The sequence below is a fragment of the Ruegeria sp. K11 genome (assembly GCF_056531905.1).
In genome coordinates, this window is sequence record NZ_JBQFMP010000002.1 from 382,366 (window position 1) to 396,655 (window position 14,290).

16 protein-coding genes are annotated in these 14,290 nt (G+C 58.6%); 13 read left to right on the plus strand and 3 right to left on the minus strand.

Features of this window, described 5'->3' with window-relative positions; all coding sequences use genetic code 11:
- Nucleotides 1-39 precede the first annotated feature (39 nt).
- From ACR0K4_RS04685 to ACR0K4_RS04720, 8 genes are read left to right on the plus strand one after another with little or no spacing between them, the layout of a single operon-like run.
- Nucleotides 40-573: a hypothetical protein gene (locus ACR0K4_RS04685; RefSeq protein WP_480853036.1), complete on the plus strand. Its 534-nt coding sequence runs from the start codon at nt 40-42 to the stop codon at nt 571-573.
- Nucleotides 570-884 (plus strand): NADH-quinone oxidoreductase subunit NuoK, encoded by a 315-nt coding sequence (gene nuoK / locus ACR0K4_RS04690; protein ID WP_480853037.1) that lies wholly within the window; start codon nt 570-572, stop codon nt 882-884. Before ACR0K4_RS04685 ends, nuoK begins: the two co-directional genes overlap by 4 nt.
- 7 nt (nt 885-891) lie before the next feature.
- Entirely contained in the window at nt 892-3,027 is a 2,136-nt protein-coding gene (gene nuoL, locus ACR0K4_RS04695) for an NADH-quinone oxidoreductase subunit L (protein ID WP_480853038.1), read from the plus strand.
- Nucleotides 3,027-4,571, plus strand: coding sequence for an NADH-quinone oxidoreductase subunit M (locus ACR0K4_RS04700; RefSeq protein ID WP_480853039.1), 1,545 nt, complete (start codon nt 3,027-3,029; stop codon nt 4,569-4,571). The genes nuoL and ACR0K4_RS04700 overlap by 1 nt, the downstream gene beginning before the upstream one ends.
- Before the next feature lie 15 nt (nt 4,572-4,586).
- The gene (gene nuoN, locus ACR0K4_RS04705) at nt 4,587-6,029 is read left to right on the plus strand and encodes an NADH-quinone oxidoreductase subunit NuoN (protein ID WP_480853040.1); all 1,443 of its coding nucleotides are present in this window, start codon (nt 4,587-4,589) and stop codon (nt 6,027-6,029) included.
- Nucleotides 6,030-6,083: 54 nt separating this feature from the next.
- Nucleotides 6,084-6,833: a biotin--[acetyl-CoA-carboxylase] ligase gene (locus tag ACR0K4_RS04710; protein WP_480853041.1), complete on the plus strand. Its 750-nt coding sequence runs from the start codon at nt 6,084-6,086 to the stop codon at nt 6,831-6,833.
- Nucleotides 6,834-6,844: 11 nt separating this feature from the next.
- Nucleotides 6,845-7,624 carry a type III pantothenate kinase gene (locus ACR0K4_RS04715; protein ID WP_480516892.1) on the plus strand — a complete coding sequence of 260 codons (780 nt, stop codon included), beginning with the start codon at nt 6,845-6,847 and terminating at the stop codon, nt 7,622-7,624.
- On the plus strand, nt 7,621-9,288 hold the full coding sequence (locus ACR0K4_RS04720; protein ID WP_480853042.1) for a ribonuclease J: 1,668 nt from the start codon (nt 7,621-7,623) through the stop codon (nt 9,286-9,288). The genes ACR0K4_RS04715 and ACR0K4_RS04720 overlap by 4 nt, the downstream gene beginning before the upstream one ends.
- On the opposite strand, the gene ACR0K4_RS04725 is transcribed toward ACR0K4_RS04720, so the two are convergent.
- Both ACR0K4_RS04725 and ACR0K4_RS04730 read right to left on the minus strand, forming a co-directional pair.
- Nucleotides 9,285-9,986: an NUDIX hydrolase gene (locus ACR0K4_RS04725; RefSeq protein WP_480853043.1), complete on the minus strand. Its 702-nt coding sequence runs from the start codon at nt 9,984-9,986 to the stop codon at nt 9,285-9,287. The two genes, ACR0K4_RS04720 and ACR0K4_RS04725, sit on opposite strands and share 4 nt — an antisense overlap.
- A complete protein-coding gene (locus tag ACR0K4_RS04730) occupies nt 9,983-10,381 on the minus strand; it encodes a DUF983 domain-containing protein (protein ID WP_480853044.1) in 399 nt (132 codons plus the stop codon). The genes ACR0K4_RS04725 and ACR0K4_RS04730 overlap by 4 nt, the downstream gene beginning before the upstream one ends.
- 220 nt (nt 10,382-10,601) lie before the next feature.
- Between ACR0K4_RS04730 and ACR0K4_RS04735 the strand changes: the two genes are divergently transcribed.
- From ACR0K4_RS04735 to ACR0K4_RS04750, 4 genes are read left to right on the plus strand one after another with little or no spacing between them, the layout of a single operon-like run.
- Complete coding sequence (locus tag ACR0K4_RS04735) at nt 10,602-11,069, plus strand: EF-hand domain-containing protein (protein ID WP_480516884.1); 468 nt, start codon at nt 10,602-10,604, stop codon at nt 11,067-11,069.
- A 6-nt stretch (nt 11,070-11,075) separates the two neighbouring features.
- Nucleotides 11,076-11,690 (plus strand): RNA polymerase sigma factor, encoded by a 615-nt coding sequence (locus tag ACR0K4_RS04740; RefSeq protein WP_480853045.1) that lies wholly within the window; start codon nt 11,076-11,078, stop codon nt 11,688-11,690.
- A complete protein-coding gene (locus tag ACR0K4_RS04745; RefSeq protein ID WP_480853046.1) occupies nt 11,683-12,021 on the plus strand; it encodes a hypothetical protein in 339 nt (112 codons plus the stop codon). Before ACR0K4_RS04740 ends, ACR0K4_RS04745 begins: the two co-directional genes overlap by 8 nt.
- Complete coding sequence (locus tag ACR0K4_RS04750) at nt 12,018-12,491, plus strand: periplasmic heavy metal sensor (RefSeq protein WP_480853047.1); 474 nt, start codon at nt 12,018-12,020, stop codon at nt 12,489-12,491. The genes ACR0K4_RS04745 and ACR0K4_RS04750 overlap by 4 nt, the downstream gene beginning before the upstream one ends.
- Nucleotides 12,492-12,497: 6 nt before the next feature.
- On the opposite strand, the gene ACR0K4_RS04755 is transcribed toward ACR0K4_RS04750, so the two are convergent.
- On the minus strand, nt 12,498-13,898 hold the full coding sequence (locus ACR0K4_RS04755) for a diguanylate cyclase (RefSeq protein WP_480853048.1): 1,401 nt from the start codon (nt 13,896-13,898) through the stop codon (nt 12,498-12,500).
- An 89-nt stretch (nt 13,899-13,987) separates the two neighbouring features.
- On the opposite strand from ACR0K4_RS04755, the gene ACR0K4_RS04760 reads away from it, so the two are divergent.
- On the plus strand, nt 13,988-14,266 hold the full coding sequence (locus ACR0K4_RS04760) for a DUF3572 domain-containing protein (protein ID WP_480853049.1): 279 nt from the start codon (nt 13,988-13,990) through the stop codon (nt 14,264-14,266).
- Nucleotides 14,267-14,290 lie beyond the last annotated feature (24 nt).

Genomic DNA, 14,290 nt, shown 5'->3' on the forward strand with positions numbered 1-14,290 from the left:
TCCTTTGCTTGTTCTTCGCGCTCAATCGCGGGGATTCTTATGGACACGGATACTGAGTTTCATTGGGATGTACTCGACAAGATCCGCGATCAAGAAGGTAGCAAAGGCATATTCCCTATGGTGCGGGGACAGTACTGTAGTTTTGCCTTCGCCGGTGAATTCGACGACTATTTTGGAACACCTGTTGGTAAGACCGAAGCAGGGCTTTTAGTGCAGACCGTTCACAACCTTGATGCTTGTAGCCCTGAAACGAACTTGGTGATCACAGATTGTCAGAATGTGCAAGCTATCATCCTCCTCGGAGACGGACCTTATCCAGAAGAAGGCCAAGCTCAAATCGCTGGGTTTACACCAAGTCTTATTGGGCACCATCTAGCACCCGAAGGTTCGCTAGAAATCTCTGAATTTGACAACGTGAATGATCTGCGCGCCCAAGCGTCGGAAATTGGACTTCGTTCCTACGAAGATAGCGAATTCGACGATTTCTACGAGTTTCGTTTGGACAACGATTCGATAGACGCTTTTTGCGGTTGCAAAATGTACTACCCCGACTCGCCAGGAGCGAAGCTATGATCGGACTTGAACACTATCTTACGGTCGCGGCGACGCTGTTCGTCATCGGCATCTTCGGTCTCTTCCTGAACCGCAAGAACGTCATCATCCTGCTAATGAGCATCGAGCTGATGCTGCTGGCGGTGAATATCAACCTCGTGGCGTTTTCCAGTTCTGTCGTTGGATATGGCGATCTGGTCGGGCAGGTGTTCACGCTGTTCGTGCTGACCGTAGCGGCGGCCGAGGCGGCGATTGGTCTGGCCATTCTGGTCTGCTTCTTCCGCAACCGTGGCACCATCGCGGTTGAAGACGTCAATATGATGAAGGGCTAAGAGAACTATGGAAACCACCATCCTCTTTGCCCCGCTGGTGGGCGCGCTGCTCTGCGGGTTTGGCTGGCGCTTTATCGGCGAGAAGGCGGCCATGTGGACCGCAACGGGCCTTCTGTTTCTGGCCTGTCTGCTGTCGTGGATCGTGTTCTTCACTTTCGATGGGGTGACGCAACAGATCGAGATCATGCGCTGGATCGAAAGCGGATCGCTGTCAACAAGCTGGGCCATCCGTCTGGACCGGTTGACCGCGATCATGCTGATTGTGGTGACGACCGTCTCGGCGCTCGTGCACTTGTATTCCTTTGGCTACATGGATCACGACCCGCAATGGCGCGAGGGCGAGAGCTATAAGCCGCGTTTCTTTGCCTATCTGTCCTTCTTCACCTTCGCGATGCTGATGCTGGTGACGGCGGACAATCTGGTGCAGATGTTCTTTGGTTGGGAGGGCGTGGGCGTTGCCTCATACCTGCTGATCGGGTTCTACTATCGCAAACCTTCGGCCAATGCGGCGGCGATGAAGGCGTTTATCGTCAACCGGGTCGGCGACTTTGGCTTTGCGCTGGGGATCTTTGCGCTCTTCCTGCTAACCGACAGCATCAATTTCTCGGACATCTTCGCTTCGGCCTCGTCGCTTTCGGAAACGCAGCTGCATTTCCTATGGGGCGAGTGGACCGCGGTCGAGGTGATCTGCGTCCTGCTGTTCATCGGCGCGATGGGTAAATCGGCGCAGTTGATCCTGCACACATGGTTGCCCGACGCGATGGAAGGCCCGACGCCTGTGTCGGCCCTGATCCACGCCGCGACCATGGTGACGGCGGGTGTGTTCCTTGTGTGCCGCATGTCGCCGTTGATGGAGTTCGCGCCGGGTGCGACCGGGTTCATCACCTTCCTTGGCGCTTCGACCGCGTTCTTTGCGGCCACCGTGGGCTTGGTGCAGACCGACATCAAGCGCGTCATTGCGTATTCGACCTGTTCGCAGCTGGGATACATGTTCGTCGCGGCTGGCGTCGGCATGTATTCGGCGGCGATGTTCCACTTGCTGACGCATGCGTTCTTCAAGGCGCTGCTTTTCCTCGGGGCCGGTTCGGTGATCCACGCGATGCATCACGAGCAGGAGATGACCGAATACGGCGGGTTGAGGAAGAAAATCCCCTATACGTTCTGGGCGATGATGATCGGCACGCTGGCCATCACCGGCGTCGGCGTCCCGCTGACCACCTTCGGCTTTGCCGGGTTCCTGTCCAAGGACGCCATCATCGAAAGCGCCTATGCAGGCGGCACCGGCTATGCCTTCTGGATGCTGGTGATCGCGGCGATGTTCACCTCGTTCTACAGTTGGCGTCTGATCTTCCTGACCTTCTATGGTGAGCCGCGCGGGGACAAGCACACGCATGAGCATGCACATGAAAGCCCGAAAGTCATGCTGATCCCGCTGGGTGTACTGTCTCTGGGCGCGGTTTTTGCCGGGATGATCTGGTACGGCAACTTCTTTGGTCATGCGGACAAGGTAGGCAAGTTCTACGGCATTCCGGTCGCTGAGGCCTCGGAACACGTCGAGGGCGGAGACCACGCGGCGGATACGGCGCATGATGCACATGCTGACGATGACCACGGTGACGCCCATGCGGATGACGGCCATGGTGAGAAAGATGCCCATGGCGATCATCACTATGTCTTTGCTGGTGAGCCGGGTGAGGGCGCGATTTACATGGGTCCGGAAAACCATGTTCTGGACGATGCCCATGCGGCCCCGGTCTGGGTCAAGGTCTCGCCCTTTGTGGCCATGCTGCTGGGCTTTGTGGTGGCCTATTGGTTCTATATCGTGAACACGTCGCTTCCGGCGCGCCTGGCTGAGAACCAGCGCCCACTGTACCTGTTCCTCAAGAACAAGTGGTACTTTGACGAAATCTACGATGCGATCTTTGTCAAACCCACCCTGGCTGTCGGGCGGTTCCTGTGGAAACGCGGGGATGGCAACACAATCGACGGCTTCCTGAACGGGGTTGCGATGGGCGTGGTGCCCTTCTTCACTCGCCTCGCAGGTAAGGCTCAGACCGGTTACATCTTTACTTACGCCTTCTGGATGGTCTTGGGCATCGCCGCCCTTGTCACCTGGATGTCGATCGGCGGAGGCGCACACTAATGGACAATATCCTATCTATTGTCACCTTCATCCCCGCCATTGCAGCCGGCATTCTGGCCCTGTTCCTGCATGGCGAGGATGCAGCCGCGCAGCGCAACGCCAAATGGGTCGCACTGGTCGCAACGACTGTGACCTTCTTTGTCTCAATCGGCATCTATACCGGCTTTGACCCCAACAACACCGGGTTCCAGATGGTGGAAGAGGGCGAGTGGCTGCTAGGCCTGAAATACAAGATGGGCGTGGACGGCATCAGCGTTTTGTTCGTGCTGCTGACCACCTTCATCATGCCGCTGACCATTCTGGCCAGTTGGAACGTGACGGATCGCGTGAAGGAATACATGATCGCCTTCCTTCTGTTGGAAACGCTGATGCTGGGCGTGTTCATGGCGCTGGATCTGGTGCTGTTCTACCTGTTCTTCGAGGCCGGTCTGATCCCGATGTTCCTGATCATCGGCATCTGGGGCGGCGCGAACCGCATCTATGCCAGCTTCAAGTTCTTCCTGTATACCTTCCTCGGCTCGGTTTTGATGCTGGTCGCGATGGTTGCCATGTATGCCGATGCGGGTACCACGGATATCGAGGCGCTGATGAGCCATCAGTTCTCGTCGGAAAGCTTTAGCGTTCTGGGCATTTATGTCGTTGGTGGGATGCAGACGCTGATGTTCCTGGCCTTCTTTGCATCCTTCGCGGTGAAGATGCCGATGTGGCCTGTCCATACCTGGCTGCCGGATGCGCACGTTCAGGCCCCGACGGCGGGCTCGGTCGTGCTGGCGGCAATCCTTCTGAAAATGGGCGGCTATGGCTTCCTGCGGTTCAGCCTACCGATGTTCCCGGTGGGATCGGCTGTGATGACCGATCTGGTGCTGTGGATGTCGGCGATTGCCGTTGTCTACACCTCGCTGGTGGCGCTGGTGCAGGAGGATATGAAGAAGCTGATCGCTTATTCCTCGGTTGCACATATGGGTTTTGTGACCATGGGCATCTTTGCGGCGAACCAGCAGGGCATTGATGGCGCGATCTTCCAGATGATCAGTCACGGGTTCATCTCGGCGGCGCTCTTCCTGTGCGTCGGCGTGATCTATGACCGGATGCACACCCGCGATATCGAGGCTTATGGCGGCCTGGTAATCCGGATGCCCGCTTATGCGCTGGTCTTCATGCTGTTCACCATGGCCAATGTCGGCCTGCCGGGCACGTCCGGGTTTATCGGAGAATTCCTGACCCTGATGGGCGCGTTCCAGGTCAACACATGGGTGACGGCGGTCGCCGCGACCGGCGTGATCTTCTCGGCCGGGTATGCGCTGTGGCTCTATCGCCGTGTGGTCTTTGGCGACCTGATCAAGGAAAGCCTGAAAGCCATCACTGACATGAGTTCGCGCGAGCGTCTGATCTTTGCGCCGCTGATCGTGATGACCATCCTGCTGGGTGTTTATCCATCGCTGGTAACCGATGTGATCGGGCAATCGACCGCTGCGCTGATTTCGAACTATGACACGGCTCTGGCCGCGGCTGAGGCTGCGATCCAGTCAGCCGCTTCGCATTAAGGAGGCTTTGGAGACATGATCCAGGCTGATCTGACAACAATCCTGCCAGAGATCGTTCTGGCCGTATATGCGATGGCGGCGCTGATCGGGGCTGTCTACACCAGAAAGGACGGGCTTGCCCCAGCTCTGGTTTGGGCAACCTCGGGGCTGATGGCCTTGCTGGCGATCTGGATTGCCACAAATGGCAACGGCACCAATCTGGCGTTTAACGGCATGTTCGTGGATGACGGGTTCTCTCGGTTTGCCAAGGTCGCGATCCTGCTATCGGCAGCCGCCGTGTTGCTGATGAGCCAGGATTACATGTCGCGCCGGGGCTTGCTGCGTTTTGAATACCCGCTGCTGGTGGCTTTGGCCGCCGTGGGCATGATGATGATGGTCAGTGCGGGCGATCTGATGTCGCTTTATATGGGGCTCGAGCTGCAGTCGCTGTCGCTTTACGTGGTGGCCGCGCTGCGCCGTGACAGCGCCAAATCCACCGAGGCCGGTCTGAAGTATTTCGTGTTGGGCGCGCTCAGTTCAGGCCTGCTGCTGTACGGTGCGTCGTTGGTCTATGGTTTCACCGGCACCACGCTGTTCTCTGGTATTATCCAGACGGTTCACCATGGCGATGTCTCGATCGGTCTGTTGTTCGGCCTGGTCTTCATGATTTCGGGACTGGCGTTCAAAGTTTCTGCTGTACCGTTCCATATGTGGACGCCGGACGTGTACGAAGGCTCGCCGACCCCGATCACCGCGTTCTTTGCCACCGCGCCGAAAGTGGCGGCCATGGCGCTGTTCGCCCGTCTGATGCACGATGCCTTTGGCGGAGTCGTCAAAGATTGGCAGCAGGTGATCGTTCTGCTTTCGGTCCTGTCGATGCTGCTGGGTGCGGTTGCAGCCATCGGGCAGCGCGATATCAAGCGACTGATGGCGTTTTCGTCCATTGCCCACATGGGCTATGCACTGATCGGCCTGGCAGCGGGCACCGAAATGGGCGTCAAGGCGATGCTTATGTATCTGGCGATTTACGTCACCATGAACATCGGCACATTCGCCTTCATCCTGATGATGGAGCGCGACGGCAAACCCATCACCGATATCGACGCGTTGCGGCAGTTCTCGAAACGAGACCCGGGCAAGGCGCTGGCGGTTTTGATCCTGATGTTCAGCCTTGCCGGTGTTCCACCGATGCTGGGTTTCTTCGCCAAGTTCGGGGTCTGGCAGGCCGGTGTCAGCGCGGATCTGATCGGGCTGGTGATTGTGTCGGCCATCGCATCGGTCATTGGGGCCTTCTATTACTTGCGGATCGTGTTCTACATGTATTTTGGCGCCGAAAACGAAGACCCGATCGAGATCCGTTCCACTCCGGTTTTGTGGGTGGCGTTGATGGGCTCGGCAGCTATGATGCTGATCGGAGTGGTTTATCAATTCGGTATCGAAGGCGCGGCGGCAGCTGCGGCAGCGACGCTTGTCAACTGAGGCAGGCCTCTTCAAACACATGGGGGCTCGGTCGATGGACCGGGCCTTTTTACCATGACGCACTGGCCGAAAGGATACGGCCTGCATGTTTTGCAACAGGTCGACAGCACCCTGAACGAAGCCGCGCGTATCGCTCCGACCGCACAAGGCCCTGTCTGGATCATGGCGCATCACCAGACTGCTGCCCGAGGACGCCGGGGCAGGGCTTGGGCCAATCCCAAGGGGAATCTGGCGGCGACCTTGTTGATGCGCCCGAACGGAACGCCGGAAGACGCCGCGCTGCGCAGTTTCGTGGCTGCCCTGGCCCTGTTTGACGCAACCGTTGCGGTGACCGGACGGGCCGACGGGTTGTCGTTGAAATGGCCGAACGACGTGTTGCTGAATGGGGGAAAGCTGGCGGGTATTCTGCTGGAAAGTACCGGGCAGGGTGGCAATCTTTCGCATCTGGCCATCGGGGTCGGTGTGAACCTTTCCGAAGCACCGCCCGTCCACGCGGTCGAACCCGGAGCAGTAAGACCCGTATCTTTGCTGTCCGAGACCGGTGCAGATGTCACTCCCGAGGATTTTCTGACCGAGCTGGCAGATGCGTTTGCCCGCTATGAGACGCAGTTTGTCACATACGGTTTTGAGCCGATCCGTGCCGCCTGGCTTGCGCGTGCTGCGCGTCTGGGTGAGGTTATCACGGCCCGCACCGCCGCGACTGAGACGGTCGGCACGTTTGAAACCGTGGACGCGAGTGGAAATCTTGTCCTAAACACAGCCAAGGGCCGGGTCAGCATACCGGCGGCGGATGTGTATTTCTAAGGGAGGCCGGGATGCTTCTGGCAATCGACTGCGGCAACACCAACACCGTGTTCTCGATCTGGGATGGCGAGACATTCCTGTGTACCTTGCGCACGTCCACCCATCATTCGCGCACAGCCGATGCGTATTTCACCTGGTATTCCACGCTGGTAAAGCACTACGGGATCGAGGCTGAGATAACAGACGTGGTCATTGCGTCGACTGTGCCGCGTGTCGTGTTCAATCTGCGTATCTTCTCGGACCGATTTTTTGGTTGCCGCCCGCTGGTCGTGGGCAAGCCGGAATGTCTGCTGCCCGTCGCGCCTCGCATTGACGAAGGTACCGTTCCCGGCCCGGATCGGCTGGCAAATGCGGTGGGGGCGTTTGACCGCCACGGGGGCGATGTTGTGGTGGTTGATTTTGGCACGGCCACGAATTTCGACGTGGTGGCCTCGGACGGGGCTTATGTGGGCGGCATCATCGCGCCCGGTGTGAACCTGAGCCTTGAGGCATTGCATCAGGGTGCCGCTGCCTTACCGCATATCGATATCACCCGTCCCGAGAAAGTGATTGGCACGAATACGGTTGGATGTATTCAGTCCGGCGTGTATTGGGGCTATTCCGGTTTGATCGAAGGGCTTATCGCCCGCATTCGAACGGAATATGGAATGCCGATGAAAGTCGTCGGAACCGGCGGACTTGCACCTTTATTCGATCAGGCCGATGTCGGGTTTGATGTAATCGAAGACGATCTGACGATGCACGGGCTGACCGTGATCCATCGCTATAACAAGGAAAATGGCTCAACATGAGCAGTGAACGACTGATCTATCTGCCGCTGGGCGGAGCAGGCGAAATTGGCATGAATGCCTATGTCTACGGCTACGGCGCACCGGGGCAGGAACGTTTGATCCTGGTCGATTTGGGTGTCGCCTTTCCGGATATGGACAGTTCTCCGGGGGTCGATCTGATCTTTGCGGATATCACGTGGCTGAAAGAGCGCGCCGACCAGCTTGAGGCGATCTTTGTCACCCACGCCCACGAAGACCATGTCGGCGCTGTTGCGCATTGTTACGAAGCTCTGGGCGCGCCGATCTATGCGCGGACTTTCACGGCAAATATCGCGCGCCGCAAGATGGAAGAGCACGGCCACCCGACCGAGGCCGTTCGGACGGCCTCGCCCTGGCCCGAAGAGATCAAGGCGGGGCCCTTCACGGTCGGGTTTCTGCCGGTGTCGCATTCGATCCCCGAAAGCGCGGGGCTGATTATCGACACACCATCCGGTCGGGTCGTACATACGGGCGATTTCAAATTGGACACTAACCCGGTGGTGGGCGAGCCTTTTGATCCTGACCTTTGGGCTGAGGCCGCGAAGCCGGGCGTCAAAGCACTGATCTGTGACAGTACGAATGTGTTCTCGACCCATCCCGGACGCTCGGAATCCGAAGTCGGCCCCGAGATTACCCGTCTGGTTCAGGATGCCAGCGGCATGGTGATCGCCACGACTTTTGCGTCAAACGTGGCGCGGGTTAAAACGTTGGCGGAAGCAGGGCAAAGGGCTGGTCGTTCAGTCGTTTTGCTGGGTCGCGCCATGCGGCGCATGATCGAGGCCGCAACGGAAACGGGTATCCTGTCCGATTTCCCAAAGGTCATCAGCGCCGAAGAGGCGGTGGATGTGCCCCGTCAGAACCTGATGCTGATCGTCACCGGCAGTCAGGGCGAGCGCCGCGCCGCCAGCGCTCAGCTGGCCCGTGGCAAGTATCGGGGCCTAGAGGCGAAAGAGGGCGATCTGTTCCTGTTTTCCTCGAAGACAATCCCGGGCAATGAACGCGGCGTGATCCGCATCATCAACCAGCTGAGTGAAAAGGGCGTTGATGTCGTCGACGACAGTTCTGGCCTTTACCATGTGTCAGGACACGCCAACCGACCCGATCTGCAGCGTGTGCACGCGTTGATCGATCCGCAGATGGTGATCCCGATGCATGGCGAACATCGCCACTTGCGCGCCCATGCCAAACTGGCGGAAGAGGGCGGCCGCACGGGAATTCTGGCCGTGAACGGCACCATGCTGGACCTGACCGGCAACGCGCCCAAAGTTGTGGACTATGTCGAAACCGGCCGGACCTATCTGGATGGGTCTGTTCAGATCGGAGCGCTGGATGGGGTGGTGCGTGATCGCATCCGCATGGCGCTGAACGGTCATGTGACGATCACTGTCATTCTGGATGAAGAAGACGAACCCTTGGGCGAGCCCTGGTGTGATACAATGGGTCTGCCAGAGATGGGCTCGTCCCGGGCCGCGCTGATCGAGGTGTTGGAAGAGGACCTGAACCAGTTCCTGATGCGTGCGGATGCCAAAACCCTGCGCGATGACGATAAGATCGAAGAAGCTCTGCGCCGGATCGCGCGGCAAAGCGCGCTGTCCGAGATTGGCAAAAAGCCCGAAGTGACGGTGGTTGTCAGCCGGATGCGCTAGGGCTCAGACGGCATGGGATAGCCGCGTAGCTGCAGAAACAGGCTTGCCTCTTCATTGTTCAGAAAGAAAGGCACCGTTTCGGGTGGTTGCGTGTCTGTCGCGCGGGCGGCGATTTCGGCCAGAACGACCTCGGTGATGAAGGGCAGATCAAACTCGCGCGCCTGACGGATCTTGACCCATTGCAGGTGAGACAGCTCGTCCGAGGCATGGGTGAAATCGTCCAGATCGCCCTGTATGGCGTCTGCATCGACCAGAAAGAACCGCGCATCAAACCGGCGCGGACGACCAGGAGGCGTGACGGCCCGGAATACGAACTGCAAAGCCTGGGCGGCAGGCACGTGGCCCGTCGCGGCAAAGCTTTGCCAATCGTCAGGCACAGGATCAGGCCATTGTCCGCTTTGCCCGAGGATCAGACCGGTCTCTTCCCAAAGCTCGCGGATCGCAGCGGCGGCCAATGCGTCCTGCAGACCGGGTTCGGATTGCTGCGACAGGCGGTCGACGCACAAGTCTGGCAGCGGTGTTGCAAGCGGTACATGCGCGTCTGCCGCATCAACGGCCCCGCCGGGAAACACAAACTTGTTCGGCATGAACGCGGCTTTAGAGCCGCGCTGACCCATCAATATCGCAGGATCATCAAACCGGTCCCGCAATACGATGACGGTTGCTGCATCCCGGATTGCGGTCTTGTCCTGCGTCATTCAGACTTGCCGAACCCGTGCATCCGCCTGGCCCATTGATAGCCGACGATGGCGCCTTTCAGACGCGGCAGCAGGTACAGCGACAGCGCGACACACGCGATGGAAAAGCCGATCGCCATGGTCCAGGGGCTGGGCCTCCAATGCACGTATGACACATGCAAGGCGGGCGCCAGAAGGTGACCCACGATCAGAATGGTCAGATAGGCCGGTCCGTCATCGGCGCGATGATGAAACAGCTCTTGCCCGCAATTCGAGCAGGCATCGTTCACTTTGAGGTAGCTATGCAGCAGCTTACCCTCACCGCATTTTGGACATTTGCCCTTAAAGCCCCGCATCAAGGCAGGTTTGGTCGGTCGGTCTTCGCCAAGCTGAGTGTCGATGGTCTGGTCGGTCATGTGATTCTCGCGCGTTCAATTCCGGCAGATATAGTCGTTGAAAGACCCGGCTGGAAAGGGGGTGCGTCGCTTTGCGGCGTCTGGTGAAAAGCTAACAGGTTTCGCCCTCAAATCAAAGAAATCGAAAAAAGATGCGGGCATCGCGACGGAACCATCGGGCCGTCGCGTTTTAACAGATATCAACGGCGGCGCGCAGCCGCGAAACAAAGGATATCGAAGCATGAAAACGGCAACCTACATTTCGGCCATCGTCCTGACAGCCGTTGCAGTGACGGGAACATCAGTTTTGGCCAAAGGGTCGCGCGACCGGCAACCGGCGACGTTTCAGGAATTGGATGCAGATGGAAATGGTGAAATTACGCAGGCTGAACTTGAGGCGCATCGCAATCAGCGCTTTACGTCGGCCGACGCGGATGGCGACGGCCAGCTGAGCGTTGACGAGATGCAGGCTGCGGCCCAGAAAACCGCATCTGATCGAGTGACCAAGATGTTCGAAAAGCATGACGCAAATCAGGATGGCTTTCTGAGCGATGATGAGTTGCCCAAACCGCGCCGGGGCGCAAAAATGTTCGAACGGATTGATGCCGACGGAAACGGAACAATCTCGGAACAGGAATATGCGGATGCGAAAGACCGGATGGGGCGCCATCACAAGCGGCAGGGAAAACAGAAGTCTTCCGATAATTGATGCAGGATGGAGGACCTGACCTCTGGCCCGAAACCGGTGTGTGGCGATATGCTTGCCACACTCGAGCCCAGCGACGAGGCGTTGCTGGGCCGTTACGCTGCGGGCGATCCCCGGGCGGCCCGGGTGCTGACGGACCGGTTGGGGCCACGTTGTTTCTCGGTCGCGCTGCGCATGCTGGGCAACCGGGCCGAGGCCGAGGATGTCACGCAAGATGCCATGATGCGGCTCTGGAAGATGGCACCGGACTGGGTGTCAGGACAGGCGCAACTGTCCACATGGCTATACCGCGTTACGCTGAACCTGTGTGTAGATCTGCGGCGCAAAAAACGACCCGATGCGCTGGATACAGTGCCCGAACCCGAAGACAGCGCTGCAAGCGTGCTGGATCAGATGCAGGACACGGCACGCAAAGATGCGCTGCAGGATGCGCTGGACCAATTGCCGGACCGACAGCGGCAGGCTGTTATTTTGCGGCACATCGAGGAATTGCCCAACCCCGAGATCGCTGGGATTATGGAGATTTCCGTTGAAGCCGTCGAAAGCCTGACCGCTCGGGGGAAACGAACTCTGACAGCGCTACTGTCCGGGCGCAGAGAAGAACTGGGGTATGAAAATGGCTGACCAAGAAAGCAAGTTGGAGGACCTGTTTGCACAGGCCCGGAAAACGCGAAACACGCTGCCCGAAGACCTCGCCGTTCGGATTGAGACAGATGCCGAAGCCTTGCGGTTGAGCAGACGCGCTCGGGCAACCAAGGTGGGGCGGCGGCGTTGGATTGCCGGAATTGGCGGTTGGCAAGGGCTGGGTAGCTTGATTGTGGCCAGCGCGGCCGGGGTCTGGATCGGATTTTCGGCTCCGTCTTTCCTGCCTGATCCGGCGGAATTGCTGAGTGTCCAGGACAGCTCGTTTTTGCTGGCGGAACTCAACCTCGATTATCTGGAGGACACGGAATGAGCGACAATCCAGCGCGCAAAGTAAAATGGATGCCGATCACTCTGGTGATCTCGCTGGCGGTGAACTTGCTGGTGGCTGGTGTGGTGATCGGGACAGTTCTGCGTTTTCGCGGAGGCGAGCATGCGGCGGTGCCTCCGGGATTTGGCCCGGCGCTTTATTGGGCGCTGCCAAAGGAAGACCGCAGATCATTGCGTGGTGAGCTGTCCGGAAAACGATCCAAGGGTTCAGATCGCCGCAAACAGGATTTTGCGGCGCTCAGCCAGGCGTTGCAGGCCGAGCCATATGATCCCAAGACGGTCGAACTGTTGTTGATCCGACAGGCGGAAGCCACTGCGACCCTGCAAGCAGCCCTGCATGAGCGTTGGCTGAACCGCGTCGCTGATATGAGCGATGCGGAACGCGTGGCCTATGCCAAAAGACTGGAGGAGGTGGTCAAGCGCGGCCCGCGCAAATCGCGGAAAAAAGACTGACTTGCGTCAGGCCGCGCTCTGGCGCAACCGGACTTGATTGCGCCCGGCCTTTTTCGCGGCATACAGCGCCTTGTCGGCGGATTGGATCAACTGGCTGACCGGGTCGACACTGTTCCGGTGCACCAGGTCGGCTGGTTCGCACATTTTGAGCCCGACGCTGATCGTCACCGGGATCAGCGCGGGGTGATCGGGCAGGCGGAATGGATGGCGGCAGATGCAATCGCAGATGACATCCGCTTGCCCAAGCGCGGCCCGTGTCGAGGTTTCGGGAAGCCCGATCATGAACTCCTCGCCGCCGATCCGGGCAACAAATCCCGCCCCCTTCATCGCTGCCTTCAGGCGGCGGGCCGCTTCGGTTAGCACAAGATCGCCGCCAGCATGACCGAATTGATCATTGATTGCCTTGAAGTGATCCAGATCGGCCAGCATGACCGCAAAACCATGCCCGGATTGCTGTGACCGTCTGGTGATTTGGTCCAATGCCCGCATCGCGTATCGGCGGTTGAACAGACCTGTCAGCGGGTCGGTCAACGAATCCGTCAGACCCTGCCGCATCGATGCCCGCAGCCGGTCATCGCGGGTCTTGCGGGCAATCTGTGTCTCCAACCTCAGGGAAATCTCATCTGTATTGAAGCCATCCATGCATATCGCATCAGCACCGCGATCCAGAGACTCGGCCGCCAGCGCCGCGTTTTGGCCGGGCAGGACACCGATCATCACCGTGTGTCGGGTTGCCTGCCGGGACCGCAGATCCGCAAGGATATTTCGGCCATTCGAATCGCCACTCAATTCAACGACGATTGCATCGGGAACTGGACCGGACAGCAATTTGCGAAGATTGGCCAGCGTGTGACAGGTCACACTGTGACGGGTGTTTCCGGACAGGGCTTTGCTCCACAACGAAGCTGTTCGCGCAGATTGGGTCAGCAAGGCGATGCAAGCAGGTTTTGGTGGGGCAATCAGACCAGCGCCGGGTTCCGCGAAACCTATGGATTGTGAGTCGTCCCGGGCCTTAAGGTCCTGCCGGTCCGCGCGGGCGCGCAGCAAACTGCGCACACGGGCCAGTAAAAGCGCATCGTTGTATGGGTATCCCAACACATCGTCCAACCCGCTCGACAAGGCCTGAAGGCGGGCAGCTTTATCGTTTTGCGGCACCACAGCCACCACCGGCACGTCCGCCATCGAAGGGTCGTCCATCATCAGGCGCTTGACGTCAGATGCAGTCCCGTCCGGAAGCGTCTGGGCGGTGAGAACCAGGTCAGGCCGCACCCGCCGCAGCATCGTCGCTAGCCCGACCAGTTTTTCCCCCTGCACGACGTGATACCAAGCCGCCGTCAATTGCACCTTGAGCATGATGCGGTTGGTCGAAACCCCATCGAGAACAAGTATTGTGCCTTGTACGGACATTGCCATTCACCGTTTGATTGCATGCGTTGCCAAAGTGTTTATGAGTCTGGTTAACAAACCCTTTCCAACCTGCGTTTTGAGGCGAGATAATGCCGATGGCACCTGAAACAGCCGAAACAGTGGCCCTGAAAATCCTCGGTTGGCTGGTCGAAAACGAAGAGCTTTTGCCCGTGTTTCTGGGAGCCACGGGTGCCTCGGAGCAGGATTTGCGAGACCGGGCAGGTGATACGGACTTTTTAGGTTCTGTTCTGGACTTCCTTATGCTTGACGATTCGTGGGTCATTGCCTTTTGTGATGCCAGCGCAATGCCTTATGAACGCCCGGCGCAAGCGCATGCCGTCTTGTCCGGGGCGTCGGAAATGCACTAGACCTGAGTCCAACTCATTGGAGAT

Coding starts and splice junctions, on each gene's coding strand:
- nuoL (WP_480853038.1), top strand. CDS start 892: ATGGAAACCACCATCCTCTTTGCCCCGCTGGTGGGCGCGCTGCTCTGC.
- ACR0K4_RS04755 (WP_480853048.1), bottom strand. CDS start 13,898: ATGTCCGTACAAGGCACAATACTTGTTCTCGATGGGGTTTCGACCAAC.
- nuoN (WP_480853040.1), top strand. CDS start 4,587: ATGATCCAGGCTGATCTGACAACAATCCTGCCAGAGATCGTTCTGGCC.
- ACR0K4_RS04710 (WP_480853041.1), top strand. CDS start 6,084: ATGACGCACTGGCCGAAAGGATACGGCCTGCATGTTTTGCAACAGGTC.
- ACR0K4_RS04745 (WP_480853046.1), top strand. CDS start 11,683: ATGGCTGACCAAGAAAGCAAGTTGGAGGACCTGTTTGCACAGGCCCGG.
- ACR0K4_RS04740 (WP_480853045.1), top strand. CDS start 11,076: ATGGAGGACCTGACCTCTGGCCCGAAACCGGTGTGTGGCGATATGCTT.
- nuoK (WP_480853037.1), top strand. CDS start 570: ATGATCGGACTTGAACACTATCTTACGGTCGCGGCGACGCTGTTCGTC.
- ACR0K4_RS04685 (WP_480853036.1), top strand. CDS start 40: ATGGACACGGATACTGAGTTTCATTGGGATGTACTCGACAAGATCCGC.
- ACR0K4_RS04735 (WP_480516884.1), top strand. CDS start 10,602: ATGAAAACGGCAACCTACATTTCGGCCATCGTCCTGACAGCCGTTGCA.
- ACR0K4_RS04725 (WP_480853043.1), bottom strand. CDS start 9,986: ATGACGCAGGACAAGACCGCAATCCGGGATGCAGCAACCGTCATCGTA.
- ACR0K4_RS04730 (WP_480853044.1), bottom strand. CDS start 10,381: ATGACCGACCAGACCATCGACACTCAGCTTGGCGAAGACCGACCGACC.
- ACR0K4_RS04715 (WP_480516892.1), top strand. CDS start 6,845: ATGCTTCTGGCAATCGACTGCGGCAACACCAACACCGTGTTCTCGATC.
- ACR0K4_RS04700 (WP_480853039.1), top strand. CDS start 3,027: ATGGACAATATCCTATCTATTGTCACCTTCATCCCCGCCATTGCAGCC.
- ACR0K4_RS04750 (WP_480853047.1), top strand. CDS start 12,018: ATGAGCGACAATCCAGCGCGCAAAGTAAAATGGATGCCGATCACTCTG.
- ACR0K4_RS04760 (WP_480853049.1), top strand. CDS start 13,988: ATGCCGATGGCACCTGAAACAGCCGAAACAGTGGCCCTGAAAATCCTC.
- ACR0K4_RS04720 (WP_480853042.1), top strand. CDS start 7,621: ATGAGCAGTGAACGACTGATCTATCTGCCGCTGGGCGGAGCAGGCGAA.